This is a genomic window from Enterobacter sp. ZOR0014, assembly GCF_000798855.1.
Taxonomy (GTDB): domain Bacteria; phylum Pseudomonadota; class Gammaproteobacteria; order Enterobacterales; family Enterobacteriaceae; genus Enterobacter; species Enterobacter kobei.
In genome coordinates this window covers 1-16,929 of sequence record NZ_JTLF01000335.1, presented here as the reverse complement: position 1 = coordinate 16,929, position 16,929 = coordinate 1, and the positions used below count along the sequence as shown (strand labels likewise).

Here is a 16,929-nt window from a genome sequence, read left to right as displayed (position 1 = left end):
GCTCGATTCAAAAAAAACTCATCGCAGTATAACGGAAAAAAAGCATGTTACAGGTATACCTTGTTCGCCACGGTGAGACGCAGTGGAACGCCGAGCGACGTATTCAAGGCCAGTCAGACAGTCCTCTCACTGAGAAGGGGATCCAGCAAGCGTGGCAGGTGGCAGAGCGTGCCAGGACGCTGGGCATTACCCACGTGATCACCAGCGATTTAGGTCGCACGCAGCAGACAGCGCGCATCATCGCAGATGCCTGCGGCTGTGACGTGATGCTTGAGCCGCGTCTGCGCGAGCTGGATATGGGCGTGCTGGAAAAACGCCATATCGATACGCTGACCGAAACGGAAGAGGGCTGGCGTCGTACGCTGGTCAACGGTACCGAAGATGGCCGCATCCCTGAGGGGGAATCCATGCAGGAGCTGAGCGTGCGTATGCATGCCGCACTGGCGGAATGTCTGAAGCTTCCGGCAGGTAGCCGTCCGCTGCTGGTGAGTCACGGTATTGCGCTGGGCTGCCTGGTGAGCACCATTCTGGGATTACCGGCTTATGCTGAACGTCGTCTGCGTCTGCGCAACTGCTCTATTTCCCGAATTGATTATCAGGAAAGTGCGTGGCTGGCGTCGGGTTGGGTCGTGGAGATGGCAGGGGACATTTCGCATCTCGATGCCCCTGCGCTTGATGAACTGCAGCGTTAACGACGTATCGGAATTAAGAATTCCATCCGCAGATTGATTGGGCCTTCTTCCGGTTTCGCATCCTGCGCCGGGTAGTAGCGCTCAATGTCCTGACCTTTACGGCGATTCAGATTCAGCATCGGCATGCAGGTTCCGTAAACGGTCAGGATGAACTCCTGAACGCCCGTTCCCAGTCCTTCATACGAGAACATCACGTATTCGCCGCCTTCCAGCACGACCGGTTTAGACCCCTGAATATAACCATTTGCCATCTCTGGCGTCAGCGCGGTGGTGTAGAACACCTCCTGCTCGTCGTCTTTTTCCTGGCTTGGGTGCGTTTCGTTGAGACCATAGAGGATCGGTGGGATCGCTGGCGCATGACTCAGGAAGTCGCGCCAGAACTGGACACGCATCTGATGACGGAACTCAGAAATCTGCTCAAGAGAACAGGAGTAGCTCTGGGTCGTACCGATCAGATGGGTTTCCGGCAGCGTGACAATTTCGTATTTCGGCATGGCGAACTCGCCCAGACGCAGCGGCGGACGCATACCAAACGAGCTCCAGTCTGGCGAGCGGCGATAGAGCGCTGGCGTCAACGAGAACTGTTTTTTAAACGCACGGGTGAAGGTCTGCTGCGAATCAAAACGATACTGCAAGGCAATATCCAGAATGGGCCGCGCGGTCAGGCGCAATGCCACCGCAGACTTGGACAAACGACGTGCGCGAATATAGGCCCCGATAGCATGACCGGTGACATCCTTGAACATCCTTTGCAGATGCCACTTGGAATAGCCTGCTTTAGCCGCCACATTATCCAGTGACAAAGGCTGGTCGAGATGACCTTCCAGCCAGGTGAGCAGGTCGCGAATAATTCCAGCCTGATCCATATACTATCCTCATCCTTAAAACAGCAGGTGCCTGATAACAGGTTAGCGGATAATAGCATTTTTTGATGTTTTAGCATTCAGTGTTTTTTTTGCGCATTAATGCCTTTTCTCCCCCGTTTTGGGCGAATATATTCTAATCCTGTGATCTTGCTACATTTTTGTCTAAAGTGTTGAATAATCGCTCAATGCAATTTTAAAGAATGGTAACAATATGAAATACAAGACTTTGCTTCTTACCGCTCTGTTGCTGGTTGTTGGCCGTGCGGCGCAAGCGGAACAGATTGGATCTGTCGATACCGTGTTCAAAATGTTTGGCCCGGACCACAAAATTGTGGTGGAGGCGTTTGACGATCCAGATGTGAAAAACGTCACCTGCTACGTCAGCCGTGCGAAGACGGGCGGTATTAAAGGCGGTCTGGGGCTGGCGGAAGATACCTCAGATGCGGCGATCTCCTGCCAGCAGGTGGGGCCGGTTGAGCTGAGCGATAAAATTAAAAACGGTAAAGCGCAGGGTGACGTGGTGTTCCAGAAACGGACGTCGCTGGTGTTCAAAAAGCTGCAGGTAGTGCGTTTCTATGATGCGAAGCGCAATACGCTTGCTTATCTTGCCTATTCCGACAAAGTGGTGGAAGGCTCGCCGAAAAACGCCATCAGCGCCGTGCCGATTATGCCATGGCATTAATTCAGGGATGAACCATGCAACAACCTGTGGTCTGGCTGGTTGAAGACGAAACCAGTATCGCCGATACGCTTATCTACATGCTTCAGCAGGAAGGCTTTGCGGTAAAGGCGTTTGAGCGCGGTTTACCGATGCTGGAGGAGGCGCGGCGGCAGATCCCGGCGCTCGCCATTCTGGATGTTGGGCTGCCGGACATCAGCGGTTTTGAACTCTGCCGCCAGCTGCTGGCGCAGCATCCGTCACTTCCGGTGCTGTTTCTCACGGCACGCAGTGATGAAGTGGATAAACTCCTCGGGCTGGAAATGGGCGCCGACGACTACGTCGCCAAGCCTTTTTCTCCGCGAGAGGTTTGCGCCCGGGTAAGGACAATTTTACGGCGGATGCAAAAATCCGCCGCGCCAGCAGAAACGATGCGTATCGGGCAATTTGAGCTAAATGAACCTGCCGCCCGAATAAGCTGGTGCGGTGAAGTTTTACCCCTGACCCGCTACGAGTTCTTGCTGCTCAAAACCTTTTTACAGGCCCCCGGGCGGGTATTTTCGCGCCAGCAGCTGATGGACAAGGTATGGGGTGAAGACGGCGACAGCTTCGATCGTACCGTGGATACCCATATCAAAACCCTGCGCGCCAAGCTGCGGGCGGTGAACGATGAACAGTCTCCCATCAGTACCCATCGGGGTATGGGCTACAGTCTGGGCCTTTACTGATGCGCATTGGGATGCGGTTGTTGCTGGGATATTTCCTGATCGTGGGCATCGCCGCGTGGTTTGTGCTGTCGATTTTTGTTCAGGAAGTGAAGCCCGGCGTGCGCAGGGCCACCGAGGGGACGTTGATCGATACCGCGACCTTGCTTGCCGAAATCGGGCGCGACGATCTTCTTTCGGGGAATGCGCAGCAGGGCAAACTGGCGCAGGCCTTTTCACAGCTCCATCAGCGGCCTTTCCGCGCCAACCTCGGCGGCATCTATAAGGTGCGTAACGAGTATCACGTCTATATGACCGATGCGCAGGGCAGAGTGGTGTTTGATTCCGCCGGTCTGGCCGTGGGGCAAGATTACTCGCGCTGGAACGATGTCTGGCTAACGCTTCGCGGTAAATACGGCGCGCGCAGCACTCAGAGCAATCCAGACGATCCTGAGAGTACGGTAATGTATGTTGCCGCGCCGGTTGTGGAGCAGGGTAAGATTATCGGCGTGCTGTCGGTCGGGAAACCGAACAGCGCGATGGCTCCGGTTATCCACCGCAGCGAGCGGCGGATCCTCTGGGCGGGTGGCGCGTTGCTCGGCATTGCCTTGCTGATTGGTCTCCTTGTCGCCTGGTGGATCAATCGTTCTATCAGTACGTTATCGCGCTATGCCGATTCGGTGACCACCGACACGCCTCTCCCGCTACCTAATCCGGGCAGCAGCGAACTGCACAAGCTGGCCCAGGCGCTGGAGAATATGCGCATTCGTCTCGAAGGGAAAAATTACATTGAACGCTATGTCCATGCGCTCACCCACGAGCTGAAAAGCCCGATGGCGGCCATACGCGGCGCGGCGGAAATCCTTGCCGAGCAGCCGCCGCCGCAGGTGGCAGCACGCTTTATTGATAACATTCTGGTACAAAACGCACGCATGCAGTCGCTGGTTGAAAAACTGCTCGCGCAGGCGCGGCTTGAAAATCGGGTCGAGATTACGCCGGAGGTCATTCGGGTCAATTCACTGTTTACGCGGCTTGCTGACGCGCGCTCGGCCCTGCTATCGGCAAAAGCGATTGTGCTGACTATCCAGCCTGTTCCGTTTAATGTTGAAGGCGATCCCGATCTCCTCGAACAGGCGCTCGGCAATTTGCTGGATAACGCCATCGATTTTACGCCTCAGGGCGGAACCATTGAACTGGCGGCCCGGGAAGAGCAGGGGCAGATACAGCTTGTCATCATCGACAGCGGAAGCGGGATCCCGGATTACGCGCTGGATCGTATTTTTGAACGCTTCTATTCCCTTCCGCGCGAGAACGGGCTTAAGAGCAGTGGGCTCGGGCTGGCCTTTGTGCAGGAGGTGGCGCGTCTGCATCAGGGAGAGATTACATTGCGCAATCGTGATGAGGGCGGCGTGATGGCCACGCTGACACTTCACCGTCCCTTCACATAACTTCAAACTGCCCCCACACAGCCTGGTTACGCTCTCTTCATCACAAAGGAGACGTAATGATGAAATCCCCCCTGTTCTGGAAAATAAGCACCCTGCTGGGGTGCATTCTGCTGCTGTTAGTCCCGCTGTTTATGGTAAGTAACCTCATTGCAGAGCGTGAAAGCTACCGTAATGATGTCGAAAATACGCTTCGCCAGAGCACCAGCGGACCGCAAAAACTGGTCGGCCCGCTGATTGCGATTCCGGTGACAGAGATCTTTTACAAGCTAGAGGATGAGAAGAAGGTCGAGTACAAGAAAAGCTATCTGCATTTTATCCTGCCGGAGTCGCTGCTTGTTGAGGGTAACCAGCGCGTTGAGTCCCGAAATATCGGCATCTATGACGGACAGATCTGGAACACCGATCTCAAAATAAAAGCGCAGTTCAACACCGAAAAAATGACGCAGCTTAAAGGGGAGACGATGACCCTGGGGCAGCCGTTTATCGTTGTTGGAGTGGGCGATGCACGCGGTATTGGCACGGTGAAAGTCTCCAGTATCAACGGCGAGACGCTGAGCGTAGAGCCGGGTTCGGGCGTATCTGGCGCGCTTTCCGGTGTTCATATCCCGCTGACGGATAAAGCGCTGGAGTCAAAAACGTTTGCCATGGAGATGTCGCTGAATCTGGCGGGTACGGGGAGTTTTGCCGTGGTGCCCGTGGGACGTAACAGCGAAATGGCGCTGAACAGCAACTGGCCGCATCCGGGCTTCATGGGCAACTATCTGCCGGTGAAACACAAAATCGGTGATTCAGGTTTTCAGGCGAACTGGCAGAGCAGCTGGTTTGCGAACAACCTTGAGAGCTGGTTCAACGGGAGTGAATCTCCTGCGTGGGAGTCGATCCCGGCTTTTAGCGTCACGGTAGCCACACCTGCCGATCAGTATCAGCTGACCGACCGGGCAATCAAGTATGCTATTTTGCTGATTGCGCTGACGTTTATGGCCTTCTTTGTCTTCGAAACCTTAACCGGGCTGCGCCTGCACCCAATGCAGTATCTGCTGGTGGGGCTGTCGCTGGTACTGTTCTATCTGGTGCTGCTGGCGCTGTCAGAACACGTCGGCTTTACGCCTGCCTGGGTTGTTGCAAGCCTGGTGGGTGCTGCGATGAACGGGATGTACCTGCAGGCGGTGCTAAAAAGCTGGAAGCGCAGCGGGTTGTTTGTGCTGGCCTTGCTGGGGCTGGACGTGGTGATGTGGTTCCTGCTTCGTTCGGAGGATAGTGCGCTGCTGTTGGGGTCAGCGGTGCTCGCACTGGCACTGTTCGCCGTGATGTACCTGACCCGGCATTTCGACTGGTATTCGCTTTCACAGCCGAAGCGCCCTGAGCCACCCGCAGAGCCCGATAACGACACGATGCGGATCTGGAAATAAAAAAAACGGCGCGAATGCGCCGTTTTTCTTTATTGCATTGACTGCGGGATTACTCCTGCAGGTCTCCGCAGAAACGGTACCCTTCGCCGTGGATTGTGGCGATGATTTCCGGCGTATCAGGCGTAGATTCGAAATGTTTACGAATACGACGGATGGTCACGTCTACGGTACGGTCGTGTGGCTTCAGCTCACGGCCGGTCATTTTCTTCAGCAGTTCTGCACGGGACTGAATTTTGCCCGGGTTTTCGCAGAAGTGCAGCATCGCGCGGAATTCGCTGCGCGGCAGTTTATACTGCTCACCGTTCGGGCTAATCAGCGAACGGCTATTGATATCAAGTTCCCAGCCGTTGAATTTGTAGCTATCGACGCTACGACGCTCTTCACTGACCGTGCCCAGGTTCATGGTGCGGGACAGCAGGTTGCGTGCACGAATGGTTAACTCGCGTGGGTTGAACGGCTTGGTGATGTAGTCATCCGCACCGATTTCCAGGCCAAGAATTTTATCAACTTCGTTGTCACGGCCCGTCAGGAACATTAACGCGACGTTCGCCTGCTCACGCAGTTCGCGCGCCAGAAGAAGCCCGTTTTTGCCCGGCAGGTTGATATCCATGATTACCAGGTTGATATCATTTTCAGAAAGGATCTGATGCATCTCTGCGCCATCGGTCGCTTCAAAGACATCGTAGCCTTCTGCTTCGAAAATGCTCTTTAACGTGTTGCGTGTTACCAACTCGTCTTCAACGATAAGAATGTGCGGGGTCTGCATGTTTGCTACCTAAATTGCCAACTAAATCGAAACAGGAAGTACAAAAGTCCCTGACCTGCCTGATGCATGTCGCAAATTAACATGATCGGCTTAACGTGACTAAAGTACGTAATTGCGTTCTTGATGCACTTTCCATCAACGTCAACAACATCATTAGCTTGGTCTTGGGTACTTTCCCTTTGGACCCGACAGTGTCAAAAACGGCTGTCATCCTAACCATTTTAACAGCAACATAACAGGCTAAGTGACACCAGACACCCAATAAAACTACGCTTCGTTGACATATATCAAGTTCAATTGTAGCACGTTAACAGTTTGATGAAATCATCGTAGCCGAATGCTAGCCTTTGTCACAATTTTTCAATAAACCAACTAGTTGCGGACATTGATATATAAACGAAGCGAATCCAATCAGAATAGGGTATTCATGATGCCATTATCATTATAAAACATAAGGATAATGGTCTTCTGTTAACATTCTAACTGATTGTTCAGACACAAAATAGTTTAGCGTCTTTAATTTGTTATGAAACGCTATTTCGGTGATTTGTGTTGCAAATTTGTAAATTTGCGCTGCGTAATATGTTGAAGTGCATCACATTTTTACCCGCTAACTGATTAAAAAGAGAGCATAAATGCATCTGTCGATTGTACTGGTCGCCCCAGCCAGAGCAGAAAATATAGGCGCTGCGGCGCGTGCCATGAAGACCATGGGTTTTACCGATTTACGTATTGTGGACAGCACTGCGCACCTCGAGCCTGCTGCCCGCTGGGTGGCGCATGGTTCGGGAGATATTCTCGATAATATAACGACTTACGCTACGCTTGCCGACGCACTGCATGACATTTCGTTTACCGTTGCGACCACCGCCCGCAGCCGAGCGAAGTTCCATTACTACGCCACGCCTGCTGAGCTGGTGCCCATGCTGCAAGAGAAAAGCCAGTGGCTTGAGAAAGCGGCGCTGGTGTTTGGCCGCGAAGATTCCGGACTCACTAACGAAGAGCTGGCACTGGCGGATGTTTTGACTGGCGCGCCGATGGTCGCGGATTATCCGTCTCTGAATTTAGGCCAGGCGGTCATGGTCTATTGCTATCAATTAGCATCCTTAATACAAATCCCCCAGCCACAAAATACAGGAACCGATGAAAACCAGCTGGCTGCACTTCGCGCTCGCGTGGAGAACTTGCTCTTGCGGCTGGATGTGGCGGACGATCAAAAAATGGCTGACTGGCTACACCAGCGTCTCGGACGACTTGAGCAGCGGGACACGGCAATGTTGCACCGTTTGCTGCACGATATTGAAAAAAAATTAGCCGAGTAAAATGCTGTCATAAGTTTTTACTATGGCAAAATTGTCTGTCATGGAGGGTTGCATTTGGGGGAATCGGATGAAAATAAATCGGCAAACAGCGGGGCGTGAGTCTCTGCGGAATTGTGATCAAATTAAAAATTCATTGACTTAAGGTGCCCGATCCTTTAACCCTAAAAGAATACAGCACAGACAGATAATAATGACAGAGTACACAACATCCATGAAACGCATCAGCATCACCACCATTACTACAACCATCATCATTACCACAGGTAACGATGCGGGCTGACGCGTACAGGAAAAACAAAAAAAAGCCCGCACCTGAACAGTGCGGGCTTTTTTTTCGGCTAAAGGAAACGAGGTAGAACCATGCGAGTGTTGAAGTTCGGCGGTACATCAGTGGCAAATGCAGAACGTTTTCTGCGTGTTGCCGATATCCTGGAGAGCAACGCCAGGCAGGGGCAGGTTGCGACCGTGCTCTCTGCCCCGGCAAAAATCACGAACCATCTGGTGGCGATGATTGAAAAAACCATCGGTGGTCAGGATGCACTTCCGAACATCAGCGACGCCGAGCGTATCTTCGCTGAGCTGCTGCAGGGGCTGGCGGAGGCACAGCCCGGCTTCCCGCTCGCACAGCTGAAGTCTTTCGTTGAGCAGGAGTTTGCTCAGATCAAACATGTGCTGCACGGTATCAGCCTGCTGGGCCAGTGTCCGGACAGCATCAACGCGGCGCTGATCTGCCGCGGTGAGAAACTGTCAATCGCCATCATGGCTGGCCTGCTGGAAGCGCGTGGCCACGGCGTGACCGTCATCAATCCGGTTGAAAAACTGCTTGCGGTGGGCCACTACCTCGAATCTACCGTTGATATTGCCGAATCAACCCGCCGTATCGCCGCGAGCAAAATCCCGTCTGACCACATGATCCTGATGGCGGGCTTTACCGCCGGAAATGAGAAGGGCGAGTTGGTGGTACTGGGCCGTAACGGCTCCGACTACTCTGCCGCCGTGCTGGCTGCCTGTTTACGCGCAGACTGTTGTGAGATCTGGACTGACGTCGACGGCGTGTATACCTGCGACCCGCGCCAGGTACCGGACGCCAGGTTGCTGAAGTCGATGTCTTACCAGGAAGCGATGGAGCTTTCCTACTTCGGCGCCAAAGTGCTTCACCCACGTACCATCTCCCCGATTGCCCAGTTCCAGATCCCTTGCCTGATTAAAAACACCGGTAACCCGCAAGCGCCAGGTACGCTGATTGGTGCCAGCTCCGATGAAGATGGCCTGCCGGTGAAAGGCATCTCCAACCTGAATAACATGGCGATGTTCAGCGTCTCCGGTCCGGGGATGAAGGGCATGGTCGGCATGGCGGCGCGCGTCTTTGCCGCAATGTCACGCAACGGTATCTCGGTGGTGCTGATCACGCAGTCCTCTTCCGAGTACAGCATCAGCTTCTGCGTGCCGCAGGCCGACTGCCTGCGCGCACGCCGTGCGCTGGAAGAAGAGTTTTATCTGGAGCTGAAAGAGGAGTTGCTGGAGCCGCTCTCCATTCAGGAGCGTCTGGCCGTCATCTCCGTCGTGGGCGACGGGATGCGCACCCTGCGCGGTATCTCCGCGAAGTTCTTTGCCGCGCTGGCCCGCGCCAACATCAATATCGTGGCGATTGCCCAGGGCTCGTCTGAGCGTTCTATTTCCGTCGTGGTGGATAACGACGATGCCACCACCGGCGTGCGCGTGGTGCATCAGATGCTGTTCAATACCGATCAGGTCATTGAACTGTTCCTGATTGGCGTGGGCGGTGTCGGCGGCGCGCTGCTCGAGCAGGTGAAGCGTCAGCAGGCGTGGCTCAAGAAGAAGCATATCGATCTGCGCGTCTGCGGTATTGCCAATTCCAGAGCGCTACTGACCAATGTGCATGGTCTGAATCTTGAAAACTGGCAGGCCGGGCTGGAAGAGGCGAAAGAGCCGTTTAATCTGGGTCGCCTTATCCGTCTGGTAAAAGAGTACCATCTGCTTAACCCGGTGATTGTCGACTGTACGTCAAACCAGGCCGTTGCCGACCAGTATGCGGATTTCCTGCGCGAAGGCTTCCACGTGGTGACGCCGAACAAAAAGGCCAACACCTCGTCGATGGATTACTATCACCAGCTGCGTCTGGCGGCGAGCAAGTCGCGCCGTAAGTTCCTGTACGACACCAACGTGGGCGCAGGCCTGCCGGTTATCGAAAATCTGCAAAATCTGCTGAATGCGGGCGACGAACTGCAGCGTTTCTCCGGCATTCTCTCCGGCTCCCTGTCGTTTATCTTTGGCAAGCTGGACGAGGGCATGAGCCTCTCGGAAGCCACCCGCGCCGCGCGCGAGCTGGGCTATACCGAGCCGGATCCACGTGACGATCTCTCCGGCATGGACGTGGCGCGTAAGCTGCTGATCCTCGTGCGCGAAACCGGTCGCGAGCTGGAGCTTTCGGACATTGTGATTGAACCCGTGTTGCCAGCCGAGTTTGACAGCAGCGGTGATGTCAGCACCTTTATGGCGAATTTACCCCAGCTTGACGATGCTTTTGCCGCGCGCGTGGCGAAAGCCCGTGATGAAGGTAAGGTATTGCGCTATGTTGGCAACATTGAAGAAGATGGCGTGTGCCGGGTGAAGATTGCCGAAGTGGATGGCAACGACCCGCTGTACAAAGTCAAAAACGGCGAAAACGCCCTCGCGTTTTACAGCCACTATTATCAGCCATTGCCGCTGGTGCTTCGCGGCTATGGCGCAGGGAACGATGTTACAGCGGCGGGTGTGTTTGCCGATCTGCTGCGTACCCTGTCATGGAAGTTAGGAGTTTAACATGGTCAAAGTTTATGCCCCGGCTTCCAGCGCCAATATGAGCGTCGGATTCGATGTGCTGGGTGCGGCGGTCACGCCGGTGGACGGTTCGCTGTTGGGCGATACGGTTACGGTTGAGGCGGCGGCGAGTTTCAGCCTCAATAACGTGGGCCGATTCGCCAGCAAACTGCCGTCCGACCCGCGCGAGAATATCGTCTATCAGTGCTGGGAACGCTTCTGTCAGGAGATCGGCAAAAACGTGCCGGTCGCCATGACGCTGGAAAAAAGTATGCCGATTGGTTCGGGGCTGGGCTCCAGCGCCTGTTCCGTGGTTGCCGCGCTGGTGGCGATGAACGAGCACTGCGGCAAGCCTTTGAATAACAGCCGCCTGCTGGGGTTAATGGGCGAGCTGGAAGGGCGTATCTCCGGCAGTATCCACTATGACAATGTGGCACCGTGCTTCCTTGGCGGTATGCAGCTGATGATCGAAGAAAATGGCATCATCAGCCAGCAGGTGCCAGGGTTTGATGAGTGGCTGTGGGTGCTGGCGTATCCGGGGATTAAGGTCTCTACCGCGGAAGCGCGTGCGATCCTGCCTGCGCAATATCGTCGTCAGGACTGTATTGCTCACGGACGTCATCTGGCGGGCTTTATCCACGCCTGCTATACCCGTCAGCCGCAGCTGGCGGCGAAGCTGATGAAAGATGTCATTGCCGAGCCGTACCGCACGAAGCTGCTGCCTGGCTTTAACGAGGCGCGACAGGCCGCCATGGATATCGGCGCGCAGGCGTGCGGCATCTCCGGCTCCGGCCCGACGCTGTTCGCCCTGTGCGATAAGCCAGACACCGCGCAGCGCGTGGCGGACTGGCTCTCTAAACACTACCTGCAAAATCAGGAAGGCTTTGTTCATATTTGCCGTCTGGACACGGCTGGCGCACGAGTACTGGGATAACGAATGAAACTCTATAACCTTAAAGATCATAACGAGCAGGTCAGCTTCGCGCAGGCAGTGACTCAGGGGCTGGGCAAAAATCAGGGGCTGTTCTTCCCGCATGACCTGCCGGAATTTCAGCTGACCGAGATTGATGAACTGCTGAAGCAGGACTTTGTCACCCGCAGCACCAAAATTCTGTCTGCGTTTATCGGCGACGAAATCCCTCAGGAGCTGCTGGAAGAGCGCGTGCGTGCGGCGTTTGCCTTCCCGGCTCCGGTGCAGCAGGTGGAGCCTGACGTCGGTTGTCTGGAGCTGTTCCACGGCCCGACACTGGCGTTTAAAGACTTCGGCGGCCGCTTTATGGCGCAGATGCTGACCCACATCAGCGGCGACAAGCCGGTGACCATTCTGACAGCCACCTCCGGCGATACCGGTGCCGCGGTCGCGCATGCGTTCTACGGCCTGAAAAACGTCCGCGTGGTGATCCTCTATCCAAAAGGCAAAATCAGCCCGCTGCAGGAAAAACTGTTCTGTACGCTCGGCGGCAACATTGAGACCGTGGCGATCGACGGTGACTTTGATGCCTGTCAGGCGCTGGTCAAGCAGGCGTTCGATGATGAAGAGCTGAAGGCCGCGCTGGGGCTGAATTCCGCCAACTCCATCAACATCAGCCGTCTGCTGGCGCAGATTTGCTACTACTTCGAAGCGGTAGCGCAGCTGCCGCAGGAAGCGCGCAATCAGCTGGTGGTGTCCGTACCAAGCGGTAACTTCGGTGACCTGACGGCGGGATTACTGGCGAAATCGCTCGGTCTGCCGGTGAAGCGCTTTATCGCCGCTACCAACGCCAACGACACCGTGCCGCGCTTCCTGAAAGACGGGAAATGGGCACCGAACGCGACGCAGGCAACGCTCTCCAATGCCATGGATGTGTCACAGCCAAACAACTGGCCGCGCGTGGAAGAGCTGTTCCGCCGCAAGGTATGGCGTCTGGTGGACCTGGGCTACGCGGCGGTGACGGATGAGACCACTAAAGCGACCATGCGCGAGCTGAAGGCGGTGGGATATACCTCTGAGCCGCACGCGGCAATTGCGTATCGCGCACTGCGCGACCAGCTCAACCCGGGGGAATATGGTCTGTTCCTCGGTACCGCCCATCCCGCCAAGTTCAAAGAGAGCGTGGAAGCGATCCTGGGCGAAACGCTGCCGCTGCCAAAAGAGCTGGCCGAGCGTGCCGACCTGCCGCTGCTGTCACACGAGCTGCCTGCGGATTTTGCCGCGCTGCGTAAGTTGATGATGACTCGCGCGTGATTGTGTTGCCCGGTGGCGGCTACGCCTTACCGGACCTACGGGGTTTGTTGGCCGGGTAAGCGCAGCGCCACCCGGCAAAAGCAGCACCGATCTTTAGGCCGGGAAAGGCGAAGCCGCCACCCGGCTTTTTTGTGAAGAAAATAAGGAGGAATAAAGCAGGAAAAAAGCAGAAATTCCCAATAAATGCGGTCACTTAGCGTTTAGGATTGCAGAGAATAACATCCCCCGTTCCCCTCGCGTACTCTCCTTACATCGGCCCACGTTGGGCAAGAAGAATAAGGAGTCACAGATGTCTACACTGAAACCTGCACTCATCGCGCTTTCACTGGTGCTGGTCGCTCCCATGGCGGCACAGGCATCCGAAATCACCCTCGTACCGGCGGTTAAACTGCAGATTGGCGACCGGGACAACAGCGGGCATTACTGGGACGGCGGCCGCTGGCGCGACCACGACTGGTGGAAGGCGCATTATGACTGGCGTGATAACCACTGGCGCCCGCATGACGAACATCGCGATCGTGACGATCGACACGACCATCATCATGACGATCGCCATCCAGGGCAGGACTGGAAGCACCATTAATGCAACACCCCGCCAGCAGGCGGGGTGTTGTTTTACTGTTCGTGGCGTTTAAAGACCAGTTCGCCTTTCCCCGACGCGTCTTCGTCAAAGAAATAGCCTTCGCTGTTAAAATCGGTCAGCTGCTCCGGCTTGGTCAGGCGGTTCTGAATGATATAGCGGCTCATGAGGCCCCGCGCCTTTTTGGCATAGAAGCTGATGACCTTGAACTTGCCGTTTTTCTCATCCAGGAAGACCGGCTTGATGATTTCCGCATCCAGCTTTTTCGGTTTCACCGACTTGTAGTATTCATCGGATGCCAGGTTAATCACCACGTTATCGCCCTGAGCGCGTAGCGCCGCGTTCAGCTTATCGGTGATGATTTCGCCCCAGAAATGGTACAAGTCTTTGCCTTTGGCGTTTTCCAGACGAATGCCCATCTCCAGACGGTACGGCTGCATTAGATCCAGCGGACGCAGTACGCCATACAGACCCGACAGCATACGCAGATGCTGCTGGGCAAAATCGAAGTCGGCTTCACTGAAGTCTTCCGCCTGCAGACCGGTATAGACATCACCTTTAAACGCCAGAATCGCCTGACGCGCGTTAGCAGGGGTGAAATCCGGATGCCATTCATGGAATCGCGTCGCGTTCAGGTCTGCCAGCTTGTCACTGATGCTCATCAGCGAGGCGATTTGCGGCGCAGAGAGCTTGCGCGCTTCACGGATCAGCTGCTGTGAATAATCCAGCAGTTCTGGCTGGGTATAGCGCTCAGTGGCGAGCGGGCTCTGGTAGTCGAGCGTTTTTGCAGGTGAAATCAGAATCAGCATATCCAGTCCTTGCAGGAAATTTAGAGCGACTTTAACAAAAAATCGCCCTGAATTGATCGATAGCTGTTATCGCCGGGGCAAATCATCCCAGGTGCCAGGGGCAAGTTGTGACGCAATTTCGGGGTAACGTGACGCATCAAATACCGGGGCAACCCCCAGCTTGCGCTGGCGAAGATAATCTTTGGCAATAAGCGTCACAACGGGGGAGAGCAGCAGGATCGCCGTCAGGTTAGTGATTGCCATTAGCGCCATAATGACATCCGCCAGCTGCCAGATCATAGGCATCGTCAGAAGGGCGCCCGCGAACACCATCAGTATCACCCCCAGGCGAAGCAGGAGGATAGCAGGGCGAGCGTTGAATCTCAGGAAAATGAGGTTGTTTTCAGCGTACAGATAGTTGACCACAATTGAGCTGAAGGAGAACAACATCAGTATGAGCGAGACAAAGCCAGCCCCCCAGCCGCCGGTCAGGTTCACCAGCGCCTGCTGAAGAAATTGTATCCCGACGGCATCCGAGGTATGGGGTACCGGGCCGGCCAGAAGGAGGATCATGGCACTGGCGGAACAGATGATCACCGTATCCATAAAGACGCCGATCATCTGCACAATACCCTGCGCAGCCGGGTGTGGCGGCCACGAAGAGGCGGCCGCTGCGACGTTGGGAGTGGAACCCATTCCGGCTTCATTGGAGAACATGCCCCGTTGAAAACCTGCCATCAATGCCTGGCTCAGGGTATAGCCCAGCGCGCCTGATGCGACTTCTCGCCAGCCAAAGGCGCTTTTAAAGATGGACGCAATGACCCCAGGAACCTGTTCGAAATGCAGTGCTGCAACGACCAGACTCGCGGCAACCCAGAGCAGGGCCATAATGGGCACCAGCCACTGCATCAGGCGGGCGACACCCCTAAGGCCGGCAGAAATGGCGAGCAAAACAAAGAGGGCTAACACGCTGCCCGTGAGCCACTCCGGACAGGAGAAGGTATAGCGCAGAGCATGGGCAACCGAGTTTGACTGGACGGTATTAAAAATGAGGCCGTATGCGAACAGTAAAAAAAGCGAGAACAGCACGCCCATCCAGCGCATCCCTAAGCCACGCGCCATATACCATGACGGGCCGCCACGAAACTGTCCGCTTTTATCCTTCTCTTTGTAGAGTTGTGCCAGCGAACTTTCGGCGAAAGAGGTGGCCATCCCCAGAAGTGCCGTGACCCACATCCAGAACACTGCGCCAGGCCCTCCTGCGCTGATGGCCAGCGCAACGCCTGCCAGATTGCCGCTGCCAAGGCGTGCCGCAAGGCTGGTACACAGCGCCTGAAACGAGGTGAGTCCGCCCGGATGGGGCGTGACGCTGTTTTTCAGACTTCTGCCAAACTTGCGAATATAGCGAAACTGGATAAACCCACTGCGTAGCGTAAACCAGATACCTGCTCCCAGGAGCAGGTAAATCATTATCGAACCCCAGAGGACTTCGTTAATAAAGAAAAAGAAATCAGGCATTAACGTCCCTCTTGTTGATGCCAATGTGAATATGTAAGCGCTACCACTGATTGGGCATGCTGTTGCTTAGCAGCCTGTTAATATTCTCAGTTTATCATACTCTGCCTAAGCGCACTGTCTGCGGTTGCGCTACCCCTCCGTCGTGTTATCATCAGGGCAGACCGGTTACATCCCCCTAACAAGTAAACCTGTCATTTTTCCGCTGCAGGCATGCTGTCGGTAGCGTGAATTATCCAGGGCACGTTAAAAGAGAAACACTATCATGACGGATAAATTGACCTCCCTTCGTCAGTTCACCACTGTCGTAGCTGACACCGGAGATATCGCGGCAATGAAGCTGTACCAGCCGCAGGATGCCACAACTAACCCTTCTCTGATCCTTAACGCCGCACAGATCCCTGAGTATCGCAAACTGATTGACGAGGCCGTGACCTGGGCGAAAGCACAGAGCAATGACCGCGCGCAGCAGGTTGTGGATGCCACTGATAAACTGGCCGTGAACATCGGTCTGGAAATTCTGAAACTGGTCCCGGGCCGTATCTCCACCGAAGTGGATGCACGTCTGTCCTACGACACCGAAGCGTCAATTGCTAAAGCAAAACGTCTGATCAAACTGTACAACGATGCGGGCATCAGCAACGACCGTATCCTGATCAAACTGGCGTCTACCTGGCAGGGCATCCGCGCGGCGGAGCAGCTGGAAAAAGAAGGCATCAACTGTAACCTGACCCTGCTGTTCTCCTTCGCGCAGGCGCGTGCTTGTGCTGAAGCTGGCGTATACCTGATTTCTCCGTTCGTAGGCCGTATTCTGGACTGGTACAAAGCCAACACCGACAAGAAAGAGTACGCGGCGTCTGAAGATCCAGGCGTGGTTTCCGTGACTGAAATCTACGAATACTACAAACAGCATGGTTATGAGACCGTGGTGATGGGCGCAAGCTTCCGTAACGTCGGTGAAATCATCGAACTGGCTGGCTGTGACCGTCTGACCATCGCACCTGCGCTGCTGAAAGAGCTGGCTGAAAGCGAAGGTACCATCGAGCGCAAACTGTCTTACACCGGTGAAGTGAAGGCGCGTCCAGAACGCATCACCGAATCCGAGTTCCTGTGGCAGCACAACCAGGATCCAATGGC

Annotated in this window: 17 protein-coding genes and 1 other annotated feature; of the genes, 13 read left to right on the top strand and 4 right to left on the bottom strand. The window is 55.1% G+C overall.

Going from position 1 to position 16,929, the window contains the following annotated elements:
* Window positions 1-44 precede the first annotated feature (44 nt).
* Window positions 45-692, top strand: coding sequence for a 2,3-diphosphoglycerate-dependent phosphoglycerate mutase GpmB (gene gpmB, locus L977_RS18995; protein WP_014882474.1), 648 nt, complete (start codon window positions 45-47; stop codon window positions 690-692).
* Here gpmB and robA read toward each other — a convergent pair.
* A complete protein-coding gene (gene robA / locus L977_RS18990; RefSeq protein WP_023336739.1) occupies window positions 689-1,558 on the bottom strand; it encodes an MDR efflux pump AcrAB transcriptional activator RobA in 870 nt (289 codons plus the stop codon). The genes gpmB and robA overlap by 4 nt on opposite strands.
* A 211-nt stretch (window positions 1,559-1,769) precedes the next feature.
* Here robA and creA point away from each other — a divergent pair, with 211 nt between their 5' ends.
* Genes creA through creD form a run of 4 tightly spaced genes read left to right on the top strand, consistent with a single transcriptional unit; the run spans window position 1,770 to window position 5,777 of the window.
* A complete protein-coding gene (creA, locus tag L977_RS18985) occupies window positions 1,770-2,240 on the top strand; it encodes a protein CreA (protein WP_023332045.1) in 471 nt (156 codons plus the stop codon).
* Window positions 2,241-2,254: 14 nt separating this feature from the next.
* Complete coding sequence (creB, locus tag L977_RS18980; RefSeq protein ID WP_047626591.1) at window positions 2,255-2,944, top strand: two-component system response regulator CreB; 690 nt, start codon at window positions 2,255-2,257, stop codon at window positions 2,942-2,944.
* Window positions 2,944-4,368, top strand: coding sequence for a two-component system sensor histidine kinase CreC (gene creC, locus L977_RS18975; protein ID WP_023336740.1), 1,425 nt, complete (start codon window positions 2,944-2,946; stop codon window positions 4,366-4,368). Before creB ends, creC begins: the two co-directional genes overlap by 1 nt.
* A gap of 56 nt (window positions 4,369-4,424) precedes the next feature.
* A complete protein-coding gene (gene creD / locus L977_RS18970) occupies window positions 4,425-5,777 on the top strand; it encodes a cell envelope integrity protein CreD (protein WP_047626589.1) in 1,353 nt (450 codons plus the stop codon).
* A gap of 49 nt (window positions 5,778-5,826) precedes the next feature.
* Here the strand turns inward: creD and arcA are convergent, their stop codons facing one another.
* On the bottom strand, window positions 5,827-6,543 hold the full coding sequence (gene arcA / locus L977_RS18965) for a two-component system response regulator ArcA (RefSeq protein WP_003856501.1): 717 nt from the start codon (window positions 6,541-6,543) through the stop codon (window positions 5,827-5,829).
* A gap of 95 nt (window positions 6,544-6,638) precedes the next feature.
* Here arcA and yjjY point away from each other — a divergent pair, with 95 nt between their 5' ends.
* From yjjY to L977_RS18940, 7 genes are all read left to right on the top strand, one after another.
* Window positions 6,639-6,779 carry a protein YjjY gene (gene yjjY / locus L977_RS24590; protein WP_085928893.1) on the top strand — a complete coding sequence of 47 codons (141 nt, stop codon included), beginning with the start codon at window positions 6,639-6,641 and terminating at the stop codon, window positions 6,777-6,779.
* A gap of 399 nt (window positions 6,780-7,178) precedes the next feature.
* Complete coding sequence (locus tag L977_RS18960; protein WP_047626587.1) at window positions 7,179-7,865, top strand: tRNA/rRNA methyltransferase; 687 nt, start codon at window positions 7,179-7,181, stop codon at window positions 7,863-7,865.
* Window positions 7,866-8,076: 211 nt separating this feature from the next.
* A complete protein-coding gene (gene thrL, locus L977_RS24050) occupies window positions 8,077-8,145 on the top strand; it encodes a thr operon leader peptide (protein ID WP_015572623.1) in 69 nt (22 codons plus the stop codon).
* Window positions 8,084-8,201 (top strand) — a sequence feature (Thr leader region). Its footprint overlaps the gene before it by 62 nt.
* 24 nt (window positions 8,202-8,225) lie before the next feature.
* Window positions 8,226-10,688 carry a bifunctional aspartate kinase/homoserine dehydrogenase I gene (gene thrA, locus L977_RS18955; protein ID WP_014882481.1) on the top strand — a complete coding sequence of 821 codons (2,463 nt, stop codon included), beginning with the start codon at window positions 8,226-8,228 and terminating at the stop codon, window positions 10,686-10,688.
* A 1-nt stretch (window position 10,689) separates the two neighbouring features.
* Window positions 10,690-11,619: a homoserine kinase gene (thrB, locus tag L977_RS18950; RefSeq protein ID WP_014882482.1), complete on the top strand. Its 930-nt coding sequence runs from the start codon at window positions 10,690-10,692 to the stop codon at window positions 11,617-11,619.
* Between the two features lie 3 nt (window positions 11,620-11,622).
* Window positions 11,623-12,909, top strand: coding sequence for a threonine synthase (thrC, locus tag L977_RS18945; RefSeq protein ID WP_023332051.1), 1,287 nt, complete (start codon window positions 11,623-11,625; stop codon window positions 12,907-12,909).
* Between the two features lie 289 nt (window positions 12,910-13,198).
* Window positions 13,199-13,492 (top strand): DUF2502 domain-containing protein, encoded by a 294-nt coding sequence (locus L977_RS18940; RefSeq protein ID WP_047626585.1) that lies wholly within the window; start codon window positions 13,199-13,201, stop codon window positions 13,490-13,492.
* Between the two features lie 32 nt (window positions 13,493-13,524).
* On the opposite strand, the gene yaaA is transcribed toward L977_RS18940, so the two are convergent.
* Both yaaA and L977_RS18930 read right to left on the bottom strand, forming a co-directional pair.
* Window positions 13,525-14,298: a peroxide stress protein YaaA gene (gene yaaA, locus L977_RS18935; protein WP_047626583.1), complete on the bottom strand. Its 774-nt coding sequence runs from the start codon at window positions 14,296-14,298 to the stop codon at window positions 13,525-13,527.
* Window positions 14,299-14,364: 66 nt separating this feature from the next.
* Window positions 14,365-15,795 (bottom strand): alanine/glycine:cation symporter family protein, encoded by a 1,431-nt coding sequence (locus L977_RS18930; RefSeq protein WP_023336743.1) that lies wholly within the window; start codon window positions 15,793-15,795, stop codon window positions 14,365-14,367.
* Between the two features lie 262 nt (window positions 15,796-16,057).
* Here L977_RS18930 and tal point away from each other — a divergent pair.
* Window positions 16,058-16,929 (top strand): transaldolase (tal, locus tag L977_RS18925; RefSeq protein WP_047626581.1); only part of this gene is annotated, 872 nt, incomplete at its 3' end.